Annotated in this window: 16 protein-coding genes; 7 read left to right on the top strand and 9 right to left on the bottom strand. The window is 62.5% G+C overall.

Features of this window, described 5'->3' with window-relative positions; genetic code table 11:
- Positions 1-48: 48 nt before the first annotated feature.
- Entirely contained in the window at positions 49-552 is a 504-nt protein-coding gene (locus CIT31_RS31770; protein ID WP_095521893.1) for a DUF3280 domain-containing protein, read from the bottom strand.
- Positions 553-812: 260 nt separating this feature from the next.
- Here CIT31_RS31770 and aspS point away from each other — a divergent pair, with 260 nt between their 5' ends.
- The gene (gene aspS / locus CIT31_RS31760; RefSeq protein WP_165778622.1) at positions 813-2,603 is read left to right on the top strand and encodes an aspartate--tRNA ligase; all 1,791 of its coding nucleotides are present in this window, start codon (positions 813-815) and stop codon (positions 2,601-2,603) included.
- Between the two features lie 269 nt (positions 2,604-2,872).
- Here the strand turns inward: aspS and CIT31_RS31750 are convergent, their stop codons facing one another.
- On the bottom strand, positions 2,873-4,063 hold the full coding sequence (locus tag CIT31_RS31750; protein WP_095521749.1) for a hypothetical protein: 1,191 nt from the start codon (positions 4,061-4,063) through the stop codon (positions 2,873-2,875).
- A 262-nt stretch (positions 4,064-4,325) separates the two neighbouring features.
- On the opposite strand from CIT31_RS31750, the gene parC reads away from it, so the two are divergent.
- Together parC and CIT31_RS31740 are read left to right on the top strand one after the other, a co-directional pair.
- Positions 4,326-6,578, top strand: coding sequence for a DNA topoisomerase IV subunit A (parC, locus tag CIT31_RS31745; RefSeq protein ID WP_095521748.1), 2,253 nt, complete (start codon positions 4,326-4,328; stop codon positions 6,576-6,578).
- A 262-nt stretch (positions 6,579-6,840) separates the two neighbouring features.
- Positions 6,841-8,046, top strand: coding sequence for an AI-2E family transporter (locus CIT31_RS31740; protein ID WP_095521747.1), 1,206 nt, complete (start codon positions 6,841-6,843; stop codon positions 8,044-8,046).
- Here CIT31_RS31740 and CIT31_RS31735 read toward each other — a convergent pair.
- The 3 genes from CIT31_RS31735 to CIT31_RS31725 all read right to left on the bottom strand — a co-directional run bounded on the left by CIT31_RS31735 (position 8,034) and on the right by CIT31_RS31725 (position 10,427).
- The gene (locus CIT31_RS31735; protein ID WP_095521746.1) at positions 8,034-8,930 is read right to left on the bottom strand and encodes a DMT family transporter; all 897 of its coding nucleotides are present in this window, start codon (positions 8,928-8,930) and stop codon (positions 8,034-8,036) included. The two genes, CIT31_RS31740 and CIT31_RS31735, sit on opposite strands and share 13 nt — an antisense overlap.
- 126 nt (positions 8,931-9,056) lie before the next feature.
- Complete coding sequence (locus CIT31_RS31730) at positions 9,057-9,821, bottom strand: arginyltransferase (protein ID WP_095521745.1); 765 nt, start codon at positions 9,819-9,821, stop codon at positions 9,057-9,059.
- A 135-nt stretch (positions 9,822-9,956) separates the two neighbouring features.
- Positions 9,957-10,427: an RDD family protein gene (locus CIT31_RS31725; RefSeq protein WP_095521744.1), complete on the bottom strand. Its 471-nt coding sequence runs from the start codon at positions 10,425-10,427 to the stop codon at positions 9,957-9,959.
- A 199-nt stretch (positions 10,428-10,626) separates the two neighbouring features.
- Between CIT31_RS31725 and sthA the strand changes: the two genes are divergently transcribed.
- A complete protein-coding gene (gene sthA, locus CIT31_RS31720; protein ID WP_095521743.1) occupies positions 10,627-12,015 on the top strand; it encodes a Si-specific NAD(P)(+) transhydrogenase in 1,389 nt (462 codons plus the stop codon).
- 12 nt (positions 12,016-12,027) lie between these two features.
- Here sthA and CIT31_RS31715 read toward each other — a convergent pair whose 3' ends face one another.
- The gene (locus CIT31_RS31715) at positions 12,028-12,564 is read right to left on the bottom strand and encodes an alpha/beta hydrolase (RefSeq protein ID WP_342586970.1); all 537 of its coding nucleotides are present in this window, start codon (positions 12,562-12,564) and stop codon (positions 12,028-12,030) included.
- Between the two features lie 340 nt (positions 12,565-12,904).
- Here CIT31_RS31715 and CIT31_RS31710 point away from each other — a divergent pair, with 340 nt between their 5' ends.
- Positions 12,905-14,080 carry an OpgC family protein gene (locus CIT31_RS31710; protein ID WP_095521741.1) on the top strand — a complete coding sequence of 392 codons (1,176 nt, stop codon included), beginning with the start codon at positions 12,905-12,907 and terminating at the stop codon, positions 14,078-14,080.
- A 10-nt stretch (positions 14,081-14,090) separates the two neighbouring features.
- Here CIT31_RS31710 and CIT31_RS31705 read toward each other — a convergent pair whose 3' ends face one another.
- A complete protein-coding gene (locus CIT31_RS31705; protein WP_095521740.1) occupies positions 14,091-15,173 on the bottom strand; it encodes a LacI family DNA-binding transcriptional regulator in 1,083 nt (360 codons plus the stop codon).
- Positions 15,174-15,313: 140 nt separating this feature from the next.
- Here CIT31_RS31705 and CIT31_RS31700 point away from each other — a divergent pair, with 140 nt between their 5' ends.
- Positions 15,314-15,457, top strand: a complete 144-nt coding sequence (locus CIT31_RS31700) for a hypothetical protein (protein WP_095521892.1) — start codon at positions 15,314-15,316, stop codon at positions 15,455-15,457.
- A 60-nt stretch (positions 15,458-15,517) separates the two neighbouring features.
- Entirely contained in the window at positions 15,518-15,682 is a 165-nt protein-coding gene (locus CIT31_RS34525) for a hypothetical protein (protein ID WP_095521739.1), read from the top strand.
- Between the two features lie 49 nt (positions 15,683-15,731).
- Here the strand turns inward: CIT31_RS34525 and CIT31_RS31690 are convergent, their stop codons facing one another.
- Positions 15,732-16,106 (bottom strand): DUF423 domain-containing protein, encoded by a 375-nt coding sequence (locus tag CIT31_RS31690; RefSeq protein ID WP_095521738.1) that lies wholly within the window; start codon positions 16,104-16,106, stop codon positions 15,732-15,734.
- Positions 16,107-16,147: 41 nt separating this feature from the next.
- The gene (locus tag CIT31_RS31685; RefSeq protein ID WP_095521737.1) at positions 16,148-17,407 is read right to left on the bottom strand and encodes a multidrug efflux MFS transporter; all 1,260 of its coding nucleotides are present in this window, start codon (positions 17,405-17,407) and stop codon (positions 16,148-16,150) included.
- Positions 17,408-17,558 lie beyond the last annotated feature (151 nt).

The raw sequence follows: 17,558 nt of genomic DNA, 5'->3' as shown, positions 1-17,558 counted from the left end.
TGGGGCGATCTTTCGCGCTCCCGATGGCGCGCTGGGGTGGTGGGCGTCCTACCGCAGAATTCTGTTTGTCATCAGCCATTTCACGGAGCGGGGCCACGCGTAGTTCGGACCCATGCGAAGATCGGTAAAGCCCTGCGAAACAGGTTTCCCGGTTTCAGCGTCGAGGATGCGAATGAACATGGTATGTTCTGTTCGGTTGACGCGCGTTACGACGCCTAGCAAGGCAAGAGATGCGCCGTGCTCTTTGGCGATTTTGCTTTCACAGCCACCGCAATTGCGCAATCCGTGCGGTGCAACCGCCTGCTCATCTGTCGCCGGCGCATCAACCACTGTAAAACGTCCGGACTGGGAGAGCATGTCCTTCGCCACTTGTGCCGACTCGGACAGATAGCGCCTATCGTGTTCATCCGGCGGAATTATTCCCGCCCCAGCGCTCTTGTCCTCCAATTCGAATGGAAACACCTCGATTGACATCGGCTTTGTCTGAGCGTGTGCAAATGTGCAGGTGCCGACAAGCAGCGTCACCAGGACAGTCAATGTGCGAATGCTCATGGTAGTCCTCCCGTCCGTGTAATGGCCATTGTACACGGCTTGACCACCCCGATCACGATCAAGCGGAGCAAATTCTACGCTTTGACTGTGGTGTGGAGTTTTCACACAGCCAGGGTTTACAAGCCGAAGTTCAAACCGAGAGATGCTGCCCGTGCGCCGCCTGCCTTGACAAAGGCGGCCTCTCATGTGCTTTTCGCCCAAATTTTCGGGCCGGGCCATCATGCCTTGGCCGCAATCAACATCCGGACTTATCAATGACAATGCATCGTTACCGCAGCCATACCTGTGCCCAGTTGAGGAAGAGCGACGTCGGCTCTTCCGTTCGCCTGTCGGGCTGGGTGCATCGCGTGCGCGATCATGGCGGCCTGCTCTTCATCGATTTGCGCGACCACTATGGCCTGACCCAGATCGTCGCCGATCCGGATTCGCCGGCCTTCAAGATCGCGGAGACGGTGCGCGGCGAGTGGGTCATCCGTGTCGACGGCGAGGTCAAGGCGCGCCTGGCCGAGACCGCGAACGCCAACCTGCCGACCGGCGAGATCGAGGTTTTCGCGCGCGAGATCGAAGTGCTGTCGGCGGCCAAGGAACTGCCGCTGCCGGTGTTCGGCGAGCCGGATTATCCCGAGGACATTCGTCTCAAATATCGCTTCCTCGATCTGCGCCGCGACACGCTGCACAAGAACATCGTGGCGCGTACGAAAATCATCGCCGAGATGCGCAAGCGCATGGGCGAGGTCGGCTTCACCGAATTCTCGACGCCGATCCTGACCGCTTCGTCGCCTGAAGGGGCCCGTGACTTCCTGGTGCCGTCGCGCATCCATCCCGGCACCTTCTACGCGCTGCCGCAGGCGCCGCAGATATACAAGCAACTGATCATGGTTTCGGGCTTCGACCGTTACTTCCAGATCGCGCCGTGCTTCCGCGACGAGGATCCGCGCGCCGACCGCCTGCCGGGCGAATTCTACCAGCTCGACGTGGAAATGAGCTTCGTCGAGCAACACGACGTGCTGGCGACCATGGAGCCGGTGATGCGCGGTGTGTTCGAGACCTTTGCCGCCGGCAAGCCGGTGACGCAGGAGTTTCCGCGCATCGCCTATGACGTCGCCATGCGCAAATACGGCACCGACAAGCCGGACCTGCGCAACCCGATCGAGATGCAGGCGGTCTCTGATCATTTCCGCGATTCCGGCTTCAAGGTGTTCGCCAATATCCTCGCCAACGACCCGAAGGCCGAGGTCTGGGCCATTCCGGCCAAGACCGGCGGTTCGCGCGCCTTCTGCGACCGCATGAATTCCTGGGCGCAAGGCGAGGGCCAGCCGGGCCTCGGCTATATCTTCTGGCGAAAGGAGGGCGAGAAGCTCGAAGGCGCCGGTCCGCTCGCCAAGAACATCGGCGAGGAGCGCACCGAGGCGATCCGCCAGCAACTCGGTCTTGCCGATGGCGACGCCGCTTTCTTCGTCGCCGGCGACCCGAAGAAATTCGTCTCGTTCGCGGGCGCCGCGCGCACTCGCGCCGGCGAGGAGCTGAACCTTGTCGACCGCGACCGCTTCGAACTGTGCTGGATCGTCGACTTTCCCTTCTTCGAATGGAACGAGGACGAGAAAAAGATCGATTTCGCCCACAATCCGTTTTCCATGCCGCAAGGCGGCATCGACGCGCTCAACGGCGAGGATCTGCTTGGGATCAAGGCGTTCCAGTATGACATGGTCTGCAATGGTTTCGAGATCGCGTCTGGCGGCATCCGCAACCATCTGCCGGAAACCATGGTCAAGGCGTTCGAGACTGTCGGGCTGGACCGCGAGACGGTCGAGGAGCGCTTCGGCGGCCTCTACCGCGCCTTCCAGTACGGCGCACCGCCGCATGGCGGCATGGCGGCCGGCATCGACCGCGTCGTCATGCTGCTGGTCGGCGCCAAAAACCTGCGCGAAGTGACGATGTTCCCGATGAACCAGCAGGCCTATGACCTGTTGATGAGCGCGCCGTCGGAAGCCAGCCCGCAGCAGCTCCGCGAACTATCGCTGCGCGTCGCCGTGACCAAGAAAGAGGCTTAAAAACCTCCAGCAACCGATTCTAAACGCTATCGGTTTGCGCTGCCCCTCATTGCCCTGCCGGGCATTCTCCCCGTATAGTGACGGGGAGAAAGACGCCGTCACGAATGGTTTCGCCAGCTGCCTGCGTTGCAAAATGGGCGCCAAGGTCGCGGCCATTTCCCTTCTCCCCGTCACTATACGGGGAAAGAAGGTGCCGGCAGGCGGATGAGGGGCGACGCTGACACTTCCAATGTAAGCGCATTTTGCAGAACCGGCCAGAGACGTGCCGGTCAGTCTTCGTTCGCCTTGACCGTCACGCCAAGCGTCTTCGGCAGGTCGAGCGGGTTGGACATGGCGCCCGCCATGATCAGCGCGAACGGAACTGCCGCCGGCGGCTCGGCCAAGATCTCGAGGCTCTGCGGATCGTCGAGAAATTTGCCGACTGCCGCCGACACCTGCGCCGTCAATTCGGGATTGTTGAGCTGCGCCATGCCGAAAGGCACGATCGCCTTGGCCTGGTTGGCGATGTCCTTGCCGGACACGCCTTGCTGCTTGCCGACGTAGTCGAGCACCTTGTTGGTCAGCGAATCGTCGTCGAAGCGAATCGAAGCGCTGTTAAACGAAAGCTGCTGCAGGACGCCGAGCATGGCCATGCCTTGCGCCGAGTTGTCGGCGCCTTCGGGCTGAGCCGCTATCTTCTTCTGCATCTCCTGCAGCGACTTGATGACGTCCAACGTGTAGCCGCCGAGACCGAAGGTCATGCCGAGCGTTCCGGCATTGTCGACGGAGATGTCGTATTTCGACAGCTCCATCTTGCCGTCCGCAGGCTGCCAGGTGCCCTTCATTTCAAGGTTCCCGGTGATGTTCTGGTAACCGAGTGCGTTGATCACGTCCTTGGACTTCGGGTCCTCGACCAGCGTCAGGTCGGCATTGAACTTTTCCGTGGTTCCGGAAAATTCCATCGCCTTGCCGTCGGCCGGTGGGGTGATTTCGATGGCGAGTCCGTCCATCGAGAATGCGGTCTTGTCGGCAACCTTGACCGTCATGTTGTCGAGTTCGGCCGATTTATACATCATCATTGAGCCCAGCGGGCCTGTGGCGCCGTCCGCCGGAACCGTCATGTCGTGGATGATGAAGGGGCTGAGGTCGACCGTGACGCCGTCCTCGCTGTGCCGGAACGCCGCAGTCGAGACGGTTTCAATTTCATAGCCGCCATTGGCTTCGGTCACGCCTTCGAGTGTGACGTCGCCGATCTTGAACGCTTCCTTTTCGGCCGCCGGTTTGAAGGCCACGCCTTGCAGCACCATGCTGGAGGCATCCCCCGTCACCCCGGTCCAGGAGATGTCGACGCCCTGGGCGGCGAGAGCCGCCTTCAGCCGGTCGGCGACCGCCGCGTCCTGCGCCAAGGCCGCGTTCAGCGGCAGCGTCAGCAAAAACGTCGAAAAAGCAAGTTTGTTGAGTGTCGAGCGTCTGATCGTCATCGCGAGTCCCCTGAGAGTGTCCTGAAGATTGTTTTTTAAACTCGTTGCGCCGTCACCCTTCCGTGATGAACTGGACGGGAAAAAGGCGTTCTCCCGCAAAATGGTCGAAAACCATGGCGAAAGGCAAATCCGATCCATTGCCATAGAGCCGGGATGTAACCGATTGATGTTGGTCGGAGCAGCAGTGCGTCCAGTTCGTGTTGCGGAAGGAGGCGCACTCAAGCCTCTTGCCGCGAATCACCCGCTCGGCTAGTCCCAGCCCATGGGAAAAAGGCTTTTGCCGCCTGGCGATGGCGGTGGCGACAACATCGAGCCGGTCGATCTGAAGAAAGCGCTGGAAGAGCGCTATCTCGCCTATGCGCTGTCGACCATCATGCACCGGGCGCTGCCGGACGTGCGCGACGGGCTGAAACCGGTCCATCGCCGCATCATGCATGCCATGCGGCTGCTCAGGCTCAACCCCGACCAGGGGTTCGCCAAATGCGCCCGCATCGTCGGCGAGGTGATGGGCAAGTTTCATCCGCATGGCGACCAGTCGATCTACGACGCGCTGGTGCGGCTGGCGCAGGATTTTTCGATGCGCTATCCCCTGGTCGACGGGCAGGGCAATTTCGGCAATATCGACGGCGATAACGCCGCCGCCATGCGCTACACCGAAGCGCGCATGACCGATGTGGCGACCGAGCTGCTGTCCGGCATCACCGAGGATGCGGTCGACTACCGGCCGACCTACAATGAGGAGGACGAGGAGCCGGTCGTGCTGCCCGGCGCCTTCCCGAACCTGCTCGCCAACGGTTCGTCCGGCATTGCCGTGGGCATGGCGACCTCGATCCCGCCGCACAATGCCGCCGAGCTCTGCGACGCCGCGCTGCATCTGATCGAGAACCCCGATGCGCCGGTGACGGCATTGATGGACTTCGTCCAAGGTCCGGATTTCCCGACCGGCGGCATCATCGTCGATAGCCGGGCCTCGATCCTCGAAGCCTATGAAACCGGTCGCGGTGGTTTCCGCCTCCGGGCGAAATGGAGCCAGGAGGACCAGGGCAGGGGCACCTGGAGCATCGTCGTCACCGAAATCCCCTACGGCGTCCAGAAGGCGCGGCTGATCGAAAAGATCGCCGAGCTTCTGATGGCGCGCAAATTGCCGCTGCTCGAAGACATCCGCGACGAGAGCGCCGAAGACGTCCGCGTCGTGCTCGTGCCGAAGAGCCGTTCGGTCGATCCCGGCATCCTGATGGAATCGCTGTTCAAGCTGACCGAGCTCGAAAGCCGCTTTCCGCTCAACATGAACGTCCTGTCGCGCGGCAAGATACCCAACGTGCTGTCGCTGAAAGGCGTGCTCAAGGAATGGCTGGAGCACCGCCGCGAGGTGCTGATCCGCCGCTCCAGGCATCGCTTGGGCGAGATCGAAAGGCGGCTGGAGATCCTCGCCGGCTATCTGATCGCCTATCTCAACATCGACGAGGTGATCAGGATCATCCGCGAGGAGGACGAGCCCAAGCAAGTGATGATGGCGCGCTGGTCGCTCACCGACAACCAGGCCGAAGCCATCCTCAACATGCGGCTGAGGGCCCTGCGCAAGCTCGAGGAATTCGAGATCCGCAAGGAATTCGACGGCCTCACTATCGAGAAAAAGCAGATCGAGGCGCTGCTTGCGTCCGACGCCAGGCAGTGGTCGACGATCAAATGGGAAGTCTCCAGCATCCGCGAGAAATTCGGACCGGAGACCGAGCTCGGCAAGCGCCGGACCCAGTTCGCCGACGCGCCCGAACATGACCTGACCGACATCGCCCATGCGATGATCGAGCGCGAGCCGGTCACCGTGGTCGTTTCGGAAAAGGGCTGGCTCAGGGCGATGAAAGGTCACCTGACCGATCATTCGTTGCTGACCTTCAAGGAGGGCGACAGCCTCAAGCTCGCCTTCCACGCTCAGACCACCGACAAGGTGCTGGTCTTCACCACCGGCGGCAAGTTCTACACGATCGGCGCCGACCGGTTGCCGGGCGGGCGCGGCCATGGCGAACCGATCCGCATCATTGTCGACATGGACAACGACCAGGACATCGTCACCGCCTTTGTCCATGATCCCAAACGCAAGCTGCTGCTGGTGTCTCACGACGGCAATGGCTTCATCGTGCCGGAAGAGGAAGTCGTCGCCAACACCCGCAAGGGCAAGCAGGTGATGAACGTCAAGGCGCCCGACGAGGCCCAGCGCTGCGTGCCGGTCGCCGGCGACCATCTCGCCATCGTCGGCGAGAACCGCAAGATGCTGGTCTTCCCGCTCGCCGAGATCCCTGAGATGGGTCGCGGCAAGGGCGTTCGCCTGCAGAAATACAAGGATGGTGGCGTCCTCGACCTCAAGACCTTCACGCTCGCAGGTGGTCTCTCCTGGCAGGATTCGGCCGACCGCACCTTCGTCAAATCACGCGAAGAGCTGATTGGGTGGATCGGTGCTCGAGCCTCGGCCGGACGCATGGTACCGAAGGGCTTCCCGAGGGCGGGGAAGTTTGGGTAGGTAATCTCCCCCCTCAGGGGGGAGATGGCCGGCAGGCCAGAGGGGTCCCCGCGCATAAAGCGCCAGCCTCCCCTGTTCGCAATAAGAGGTCGTGTCTGAACGTCCCGACCCTCTGTCGCCCTGCGGCGACGTCTCCCCCTCAAGGGGGGAGATTAGCGCCTCCATGCAAACATTTGGAATGTCGCCACGATTGCTGCACTATGATGGTACATAAGCATCGCTACATAAGGCGGGGACACACGCCTTTGGGAGAAATGGGCATTTGAAAGAAGCCAGGATTAAGAAACCGGAAGGGCAGCAGCGCTTGTTCGGCCTGTCGACGCCGGTCAGATCCGCCGTCATTCCGCCGCTGTCGGCAGCGCGCTGGCTCCTGGTGCTGATCGTTGCCGCCGGGGTCTATTTCTTTCATGGTTTCCTGGTCCCGGTGCTGGCTGCTCTCGTCATCGCCTTTGCCAGCTGGCCGCTCTATCGGCGGCTGCTGGCTGCTGTCGGCGGCAACCGCACGATCGCCGCGACATTGGCGATCCTGTTCATCCTCACTTTCCTGGTGGTGCCGATCGCGCTCGCCGGCGCCTACGCCAGCAACGAAGTCCGCGAATGGGTTGGCTGGGCGATCGAGACCAACCGCGAAGGCGCGGTGACGCCGCACTGGATCGCCACGCTGCCTGTGGTGGGCGACTGGCTGAACGAGCAGTGGACGCGCAATCTCGGCCATCCCGGCGGCATCGGCGAACTGATCCAGCTGATCAGCGGCGCCAACATCGGCAGCATCTACCGCGGCGTGCTGGCCGCCGGCGGCAGTGCCTTCGGCCTTCTGCTGGCGCTGCTGTTCATGATGATCGCGCTGTTCTTTGCCTATCGCGACGGCGAGCATTTTGCCGGGCAGGTCGACCGTCTTGGCGAACGCATCCTGCCGACCAGGTGGGAGCGGATTTCACGCGTCGTGCCGGCGACGATTTCCTCGACGGTAACCGGCATGACCATTATCGCCATCGGCGAGGGGGTGGTGCTGGGCGTGGCCTACTGGCTGGCCGGCGTGCCGTCGCCGGTGACGCTCGGCGCCCTGACCGGCATCATGGCGCTGATCCCTGGCGGCGCACCGCTGTCCTTCACGCTTGTTTCGATCTATCTCGCCGCCAGCGGCTCGCCGATGGCCGGGTTGGCGCTGTTCATCTGGGGGAGCGTCGAACTGTTCATCGTCGACAAGACATTGCGCCCGAAACTGGTCGGCGGCCCGATAAAGCTGCCGTTCCTGCCGACCTTTTTCGGCCTGATCGGCGGCGTCAAGACGATGGGCTTTCTCGGCCTGTTCATCGGCCCGGTGCTGATGGCATTGCTGGTCGCGATCTGGCGCGAATGGCTGCGCGAGGTGGAATTGGCCGACGAACTCGCCCCCGCAGCACCGGCGGAGCTGGAAGGGTCGCCGCAAATCGAAATCGTTGCCGAGAAGAAGTCTCAGGCCGGGTGACTGACCGCAAGGCTTGCGCGGCGCTTGCGCCCCTCATGCAGCTGCCACAGCGAATGGGCGACCAGCGTGACGATCAGGATCGCGCCGCCGATCAGGCTGTTGCGCGAAGGCGTCTCGGCAAAGATCATCCACATCCAGACCGGCGCCAGCACGGTTTCGAGTAGATAGAACATCGCCACTTCCGGTCCCGAAATATATTTCGGCCCGTTGGCGAGGCAGAAGAACGAGATCGGCATGATTACGGCGCCGTTGAAGATGATCCACCACGGCGCGTTCACCTGAAGGCCTTCGCCTGAGACCATGAACACTGCGACGGCCAGGGGCAGGATCACGCCGACCAGCGATGTGAACCCCATGTCCTTGCCGCTGGCGCGCGAGATGGTGATGGCCAGCGCGATAAAGAAAGCCGAGCACAGCGCCATGAGATCGCCGAACAGGTGCCCGGTGCCGATCGAATCGCCGACGATGATCGCGACGCCGACAATCATGACCAGCATCGCGGCCACCGTGACCAGTCGTGGCCGCTCCTTCAGGAACAGCCAGGACAGCAGTGCCGCGAACACGGTGTTGAAGGCCAGGATGAAGACCAGATTGGCGGTCGTGGTATAATAGATGCTGGTGACGAAGGTGACCGAGGTCAGCCCATAGCATATCGCGACAACAAGCCCCGACCAGCCGGGGATGAGCTGCGGCGCGTTCCTGCTCAGCGAGCGCCAGACGGTCCAGATGATCAGCGCCGCGACCAAGGTGGTGCCGGTGCGCAGCAGGAGGATCGTCCACGCGCCGCCGTCAGCGAGCCGGATCAGTGGAATGTCGATGGTCAGCGTCAGCCCGCCGATGGCGGTGATGAGAAGGCCCTTCTGGTGATCGTTGTGGGACGACATGGCAATTCTCGCAATGAAGTGGAGGCAGGCGCAAAATTGGCCCAGCGTCTGTCGTTCCAGCCAAGCGGCCGAAAACCAGCGGCATCCTCCTTGAAACAGTTTTAAGGATGTTGGCGAAAGGGCGGATCAGCGCGAAACCGCTTCGTGGCCGTAGCGTTCCCAGCCTTTCGGGCCGAGATGCTCCTGCGGCATGAAGCGCATCTTATAGTTCATCTTGCGCGAGCCGTTGACCCAGTAGCCGAGATAGACATGGGGCAAGCCCATCGCCCTGGCGCGGGCGATGTGGTCGAGGATCATGAAGGTGCCGAGCGAGCGGTCCTCGAAGTCCGGATTGAAATAGGAATAGACCATCGACAGGCCGTCGGCCATCTTGTCGGTGAGCGCCACCGCGATCAGCTCGCCCTGGCCCTTGCCGGTGATGAAGCTGTCTGGGCCGCGGCGCCGGTATTCGATGACCTTGGTATCAACATGGGTGTCCTCGACCATCATGGCGTAGTCGAGCACCGTCATGTCGGACATGCCGCCGCGGCGATGGCGGGCATCGAGATAGCTGCGGAACAGCGAATACTGCTCGGTGGATGGTTGCGCGTCGTGCATGGCACCGATGAGGTCTGAATTGTGCTGTATCACCCGCTTCATGTTGCGGCTGGCAGTGAATTCCTGGGCCAGGATGCGTACCGAAACGCAGGCGCGGCAGGTCTCGCAGGCCGGCCGGTAGGCGATGTTCTGCGATCGCCGGAAGCCGCCTTGCGTCAATAGGTCGTTCATCTCCGGTGCCTTGTCGCCGACCAGATGCGTGAACACCTTGCGCTCGAACTGGCCCTCAAGATACGGGCACGGCGACGGCGCGGTCAGGAAGAACTGCGGCGACTGGGTAGGATGGTGCGTCATCGAACCTTGGAAACACTCCTGCGAATCATACCTTTGGCGCGCACGGCGAAAAATTCAACAGGATTGTGAAGGCGTGGGTGATCGGAAGCCGTCACTTTGCACACAAATGCACGCGGGACTCGTAAAAAAGCTGTTTCAGCGGTCACTGCGGCTGACCACCGTGCCCAGCAGCAGGTCGTGCAGCGTGCGTTTGCGGTCGGCAAACAGCGACACCAGAAGGACCAGCGGCGTCAGGATAACGTTGCCGGCCCAGAACAGCACCGAATGCACCACCGCCGTCAGCCCGTCGATGCGGGTGCCGTCCAGACGGTCGAGCCGGATCCCCATCATCTTCATGCCTGTCGTGGCCTGGTCGGCGCTGCCGAGCGTGTTCCAGATGTAGAGGATGGCGACGGCCGGCACGAGGACGGAAAACAGCATCCAGCCGAGGCCGAGCGTCAGAATCCCGAGCAAGAACACCAGGATCGCGAACGGGATGGTGAGCAGCGCGACGATGCAATAGTCGATGATGAAGGCGAGGACACGCCGCCTGCGCACGCCATCATAGGCCCTGATATCATCGAGCCTGGTGGTGATGATTTCGCCGTCGAGAACGCGCGCGTTCATGTCATTTCCTCGTAATCAGGCCCGGGATAGGGTGCGGGCCGCCTGGTGTTGAAATGGTGAAGTCTTGCTGCGGAATCAAGATCAAGCCTTTCCGCGACATGCGGTGGGAAGCAGCGCCGGGCACAGCCCGAATCGGTTGAATTTGGAGCGCCGATGGCGTTAGCTTGCTGCAGCGCAACAAAGCGCAGGCGAGGGCGACATGGACTACGACATGCTGGTCATCGGCAGCGGCCCTTCAGGGCGCCGCGCCGCAGTGCAGTCGGCCAAGCTCGGCAAAGCCGTGCTGGTGGTCGACAGGGGCCGGCGGCTTGGCGGTGTCTCCGTGCACACCGGCACCATCCCGTCGAAGACGCTGCGGGAAACTGTGCTCAACCTCTCCGGCTGGCGCGAGCGCGGCTTCTACGGGCGCGGCTACCGGGTCAAGCAGGACATTTTGGTCGGCGATCTGATCGAACGCCTGCACAAGACGCTCGATCACGAGGTCGAGGTGCTGCAGCACCAGTTCATGCGCAACACGGTCAAGAGCGCACGCGCCGCTGTCAAGTTTCTCGGTCCCAACAGAGCGAGCCTGACGACGGACACGGGCGACTATAGCGAAGTCGGTTTTGCGCATGCGCTGATCGCGGTCGGCACCCGCCCGCACCGGCCGCGCGACGTGCCCTTCGACAAGACACGTGTCTTCGACAGCGACGAGATGCTGGAGCTCGAGCGCCTGCCGCGGACACTGACGGTGATTGGCGCCGGCGTCATCGGCGTGGAGTACGCGACGATCTTTTCGGCGCTCGACGTGCCGGTGACGCTGGTCGAACCGCGCAACACCATCCTCGATTTCGTCGACCGCGAGATCGTCGACGATTTCATCCATCAGATGCGCGACCGCGGCATGACGATCCGGCTGGGCAGTGCGATCAAGGAGATCGCCTCGAAACCGGACTATGCCGAGGTGACGCTTGCCGACGGCCGCACCATACGCTCGGAGATGGTGCTTTATGCCGCGGGGCGCACCGGCAATGTCGGCGCGCTCGGTCTGGACGTGGTCGGCATCGAGGCTGATTCCCGGGGCCGCATCAAGGTCGATCCGCAGACCTTCCGGACCAGTGCGCCGAACATCTATGCCGCCGGTGACGTCATCGGCTTTCCGAGCCTCGCCTCCACCTCGATGGAACAGGGCAGGGTGGCCGCCTGCCATGCCTTCGGCGTGCCCTTGCCGCCGCCGCCGGAAACCTTTCCCTACGGCATCTACGCCGTGCCGGAAATCTCGACCGTCGGCCAGTCCGAGGAGCAGGTGCGCGAGGGTGGCGGCGCGTATGAGGTCGGCGTGGCGCGCTTCCGCGAGACCTCGCGCGGCCATATCATGGGCGTCAACACCGGCTTCCTGAAGCTTCTGTTTTCGATCGAAACACGCCGGCTGCTCGGCGCGCATATCGTCGGCGAGGGCGCGACCGAACTGATCCATATCGGCCAGGCGGTGATCAATCTCGGTGGCACCGTCGATTTCTTCGTCAACAACACCTTCAACTATCCGACGCTGGCCGAAGCCTACAAGATCGCGGGGCTGGACGCCTGGGCCCGGATGGGGCGAGGGTAAAATCTCGGCTCATCAATTTGCCTGCGCAATAGTGGTTGCGGGGCCGGCCAGCCATTGCCTGACGATTTCAGCATCCCGATCGCCGATTTCATGGCCGGAGGCGATCGTGTGGGCCTCGACCTCGGCACCATGCCGGCCGAGCAGTCCGACCAGCGCGAGTGCGAAGGGCCCATAGGTCAGGTCGGCGGCGCCGGATATGATTGCCACCCGTGCCTTGCGGAGATCCGCCGGCGGCACCTCGTCCATCACGGGCATGGGCCGCAGCAATGCTGCTCGGGCGATGAGCTGCGGATGCAGCAGCATCATGCTTGAAACCAGGTTGGCGCCGTTCGAATAGCCGAGAAAAATTGCCCGGGAGAGGGCGAGGTCGTGGCGTTTCGCCACCTCGGTGATGAAGGCCGCGAAAGCGTCCGCCTCTTTGCGGATGCTACCCTGTTCGAAGCGTATGGGCGAGATCCGTCTGAACCAGCGGAAACCGTCCTCCTGAGCGATACGGCCACGCACCGCCACCAACAACGCGTGCGGCGCGATTTGCTGCCCCAGCGCCACCAGCGTCGTCTCGTCGACGCCGGATCCATGCAGGAGAAAAAGGCATTCGCCGGTTGGTTCTGCTGGTCTGTAGAGGCGATAGAAAAACGGCAGGTCTCGCCGCAAAAAGCCGTCTTCCGGAGGTTTTTCGGCCATAGTTGCATCCTTTTGATTTCGCGTCGTTTTTGTTCATTTGCCGGCTTCAAAACGGAATATTTTCGGGCTCCTTCAAAGTTGATTGAACCGGGCGCATTTCAGTCCGTTTGTCCGCGATATGCTCCTGCGGGGAGGAAGCGAAGCGGTGCGTCGGGCGGTCGCATCGATCGCCGGCATGAACAACCAGCTTTGAGGCCTTTTATCGATGACCATGCCAAATTCGGAACGCGATACGCGTATCGATGTGTTCCGCGCTCTCGCTCTGCTGATCATATTTGTCGACCATGTCCCGGGCACGGTTTTCGAAACCCTGACCTACAAGAATTTCGGCTTTTCGGATGCCGCGGAAGCCTTCGTGCTGATCTCCGGCATGTCCGTTGCGCTCGCCTATGGTTCAAAATTCCAGCCGGGAAACCGGCTCATGGCCATACTGAAATTGTGGCGCCGCGCCGGTGTGCTCTATGTCGCCCACATCGTCACGACGATGGTGGTGGTGGCCATTTTCTGCGGGGCGGCGGTGTTCGAGAAGCGGCCGGACATGCTGACGCTGATCAACATCGAGCCATTGATCAGGAACCCGCAGCAAGTGCTGATCGGCATCGTCACGCTTGGCCATCAGCTCGGTTACAACAACATCTTGCCGGTCTATGCGGTGCTGCTGCTGATGGCGCCAACCTTCCTGCTGTTCATCAGCTACAGGCCCGTGGCGGCGCTCGCGATATCGGGAGCTCTGTGGCTGGTTGCCGGGATCTATCAGATCGCGCCGCCGAATTATCCTGAGCCCGGCTTCTGGTTCCTCAATCCGCTGTCGTGGCAGTTCCTCTTCAACATCGGCCTGGCGAGTATGCTGCATATCAAGCGCGGCGGCACCATTCCGGTCAACCGTTGGCTGGTCGGCACGGCGGCGGTCTATGTCGCGGCGGCATTGATTTGGGTGCACAGCCCGCTATGGGGGCACGTGTCGTGGCTGAACCTGCCCGTGGTGCTGACCGGCTTCGACAAGACATTCCTGTCGCTGCCGAGGCTGATCCACATCCTGGCGGTGAGCTACCTGATTGTGGCCTTTCCTTCTGTCTCGAACCTGTTCCGCACCAGTCGCGACCATCCGCTCGCCATATTGGGCAAACGTTCGCTGCCGGTTTTCATCGCCGGCACGGTGATCGCTATGGTGGCGCAGGTGATGAAGCTGATCAACCCGGGCGGGTTTGCCTATGACAGTTTGCTTATCGCCGCCGGCATCGCCATGCAGTTCGCGCTCGCTTATTATCTTGAATGGCTGTCGGGTATTGGAAAGTCCGGTAAGAGCAAGCCGGTCCGTAGCGAGGCGCCGCCTGTCCATACGCCCTTCGGTGTGGGGGCCATGGCGACTAGCAATCCGTAAGCGTCCGGGTTCAGGCTGTTTTGGGCGGCGGTCCGGAAGATGCCCTGACGACAAGCTCGACGCCGAGCGTCTCACGCCGCACCGTGCCGTCGAAATCAAGGATCGTTCGTGCCGCCCGGCGGCCGATCTCGGCGATCGGCTGGGCGATCGTGGTGAGCGCAGGATCGCAAAGCGCCGCGTCCGGCACGCCATCGAAGCCGACGATGGAAACGTCGCCGGGAACCGAGAGGCCACGTGCCTTCAGCCACTCGATGGCGATCATGGCGATCCTGTCCGACATCGCCAGGATGGCGGTGGGCGGCTCGGCCGAGGCGAATACCGTTTCGAGGCCCGCTCTGGTGCCGGCCTCGTCGTTCTCGGTCTCGAAGACCGGTACGCTGGCCGTATCCACGCCGAAGCGGGAGAGCTCCTCGAAATAGCCTGCATAGCGGTCGCGTGTTCCCGTGTAGACCGCCGAGCGGACCTGCTCTGGTGTGACCAGACCGGTGCGACCGTCGGCGAGGGCAAGCGACAGCACGGCGAAGCGGCGATGACCAAGCTCCGCCAGATGGCGTGCCGCCATGCGGGCGCCGACGACATTGTCGACGCCGATCGCCGAGACTGTGTCGTCCTCGGAACCGAGCTCGAGCGCAACGAAGGGGAGCTTGCGTTCGCGTGTTAGCTCGACGAGGCGCGGACCTCCCTCGATGCAGAAAAGAATGAAGCCATCGACCAGGGCGCTCTGGATGTTCCAGGCAAGCTTCTCCTGGTTGCCGGCCGATACCAGCGCGATGCCGGCGCCGGTGGCGTCACATGCCTCGGAAATCCCGGCCATCATCGCGCGGGCAAAGGGGTCGTCGAAGAAATAGGCGAGGGGCTCGGTCGTGGCGACGCCGATCGCGTTGACCTTGCCGGCGCGCAGCAGCCGGCCCTTGGGGTCGGGCCCGGCATAACCCAGCGCCTCGGCGGCCGCCTTGACCCGTTCGCGGACCTCCTCGCGCACGATCTCAGGGCGGCTGAACACGTTGGAGGCGGTGCCGTGCGAAACCCCGGCGGCCTTGGCGATGTCGGCCAGCCGGATGGGTCTTGTATTGCTTTCGGTGGATGACGCCATTTTGCCCCCAGACTCCTCTCTAGCACTTTCGTTGGATCGATTCAAATTTTTGCTTGACATCGGTGCGGTTGGGTGTATTTTTGAATCGATCCAAGCCCAATGCCATCTGTCGGTTGGATCGATTCAGGAAGGAGACAGCCATGCACCCCGTCAACTATCTTTTCGAAGACATCTATCGCAACGACTGGAGCATAACCTCGAACGCGGTGACCCGGACACGGCGCGGCAGGGCGGGCCCGTGGATCCGCGATCTACGTTTTCTCGTGGAGCGCAAGCGGAGCTGATCGGCACGGCATTTTCGGCCTGTCGATTGGATCGATTCAAGTTGGAAAAGGAGCCTAGCCATGCATCCGATCAATCATCTGTTCGAAGACATCTATCGCAACTATTGGGGCATCTCGCCGGCCATCGATAGGCCGGAGCGGCGCCGCCTGACCAAGCCGGCTGCACGCAATCGCGACCTGCCGGTCCGGCCCGAACGCCGGCAGGATTGGTTATCGTCTGACTGATCGTCGTTTGGCGGAAACGGACCCCGGCCGTTTGCCCGCAAGCGCCATCTCAGGAGCGCGGGCGCATGAGCGCCGAGGCTGCAACCGCCAGCCAGCCGGCGATGAGCAGGGTGCCGCCGATCGGCGCCGACATCGGGAAAAGCCGCGAGCCGAGAAAGTCACGGGCGAGGAGATCACTGCAGAACAATACAAGCCCGACAAGAAGGACAAGGCTTGCGGTTCGCAGGATCCGGTTTGCGCCGACGTGGCCGACGGCAAGAAAGACCGGCGCATGCATGAGCAGGAAGGACGCGGCCGTGCCGACGAAAGCGCCGCCCAGGTGCGCGGCCGCGGCGGAGAGTGCCACGCCGGCCGCGCCGCACAGGCCGCCGGTGAAAATGAGAATGCGGCCACTGCCGCTTGCTGGCTGCTCGGCCGTGCTCATGTCTCTGGTCTCCGTCAAGTAATGATAGCTCGCGAACGGTGTCACGACTTGCCCGCCTGCACCAGCATGTCGCGCGCGCGTCGCGACTGGACCAGCCAGTTATACGCAGCTCCGCCCGCCATCAGCACGGATGTGCCGAGAAACACCGCGCGCATGCCGAAATGACCGCCGACGAAGCCGCCGAGCAGTGGTCCGGCGACCTGTCCGACATATTGCGCCGAGATCGATAGGCCGAGCACATTGCCGCCGACGCCGTCCGGAACATTGTGGCGGATGACGCTGGTGATGCAGGGCAAAAGACCGCCAAGCGCCAGCCCCATCAGGAAACGCAGGCCGACGAGCTGCCAGCCCTGCGTGACGAAGGCTTGCGGGATGAGCAGCAGCGCCGAGACGGCAAGCGCCCCAATGATGACGTTCCAATGGCCGACGCGGTCGGCGAGTTTGCCGAGACGCGAGGCCGACAGAATGGCGCCAAGTGCTGCCGCCGACATGACGACGCCGGAGATCAGCGTGACGCGGCTTTGATCCTCTATGAGCTGTTGGACGTAGACCGTGATGATCGGCTCGATCGTCATTGTGGTGAAGCTCAACAGCGCGCCGGTCGCCAGCATGGCGACGACCGGGCGCTTGTCCGAGATTTGCGACCAGCCGCGTTTCGGCTTCTCAGTCGATGCTGATTTGTCGGCTACCGGGCGAGGGTTCTCCTCGATGAGAAAAGTCGTTGCCAGGAACGCCAAGAAAATGACGCCGCCGGCGAGCAGGAAGGTTGCGCGGATGCCGATCAAAGGCGGCAGCGCGCCGCCGAGCAGGGGGCCGACGAGGGCGCCTGCGGTGATGCCGGCCGACAGCACACCAAGCGCCCAGCCTGACCGGTCCTTCGGCGTCTGCATGGCGACGAGAATGGTCGAGCCCGAGGAATAGCCGCCGGCGAAACCGATTAGCAGGCGCAGCAGCACCAATTGCCAGACAGTCTCCACCATGCCGGTCAGCGACATGCAGACGGCCATGCCGAAACTGGCACGCACCAGCATCAGCTTACGGCCGTAGCGGTCGCCCAGCCGTCCCCACAGCGGCGCCACCAGCGCTGCGGCGAAGAACGTCGCGCCATAGGCGATGCCGGACCACTGTACAACAGCTGCGTGCCCCACGGCGCCCAGCTGCTCGACATAGAGCGGCAGGAAAGGCAACAGCAGCGTCATCGCGACAAGCGTGCTGAACGAGCCGGCAAAGCACACGGCGAGATTGCGGCGCCAGTGGATGTTGTGGGCGCCTTGCGTGGCAGGGGTGGCGTCTTGCGGCATGTCCTGTCCTGTCCGGCAAGTCTGTCGGCGGCTTGCTGCAGATACCGTTTTGGGATACCAAGTTGGTATTCGTCATGGACGCAAGCTCGACGGCTGTCAATGCGGCGCTCTCAACGCTGAGCAGCGACCAGATAGCCAGAACAAATAGCCA

Source organism: Mesorhizobium wenxiniae (assembly GCF_002284535.1).
Taxonomy (GTDB): domain Bacteria; phylum Pseudomonadota; class Alphaproteobacteria; order Rhizobiales; family Rhizobiaceae; genus Mesorhizobium; species Mesorhizobium wenxiniae.
This window is presented reverse-complemented; position numbering and strand designations above follow the sequence as displayed.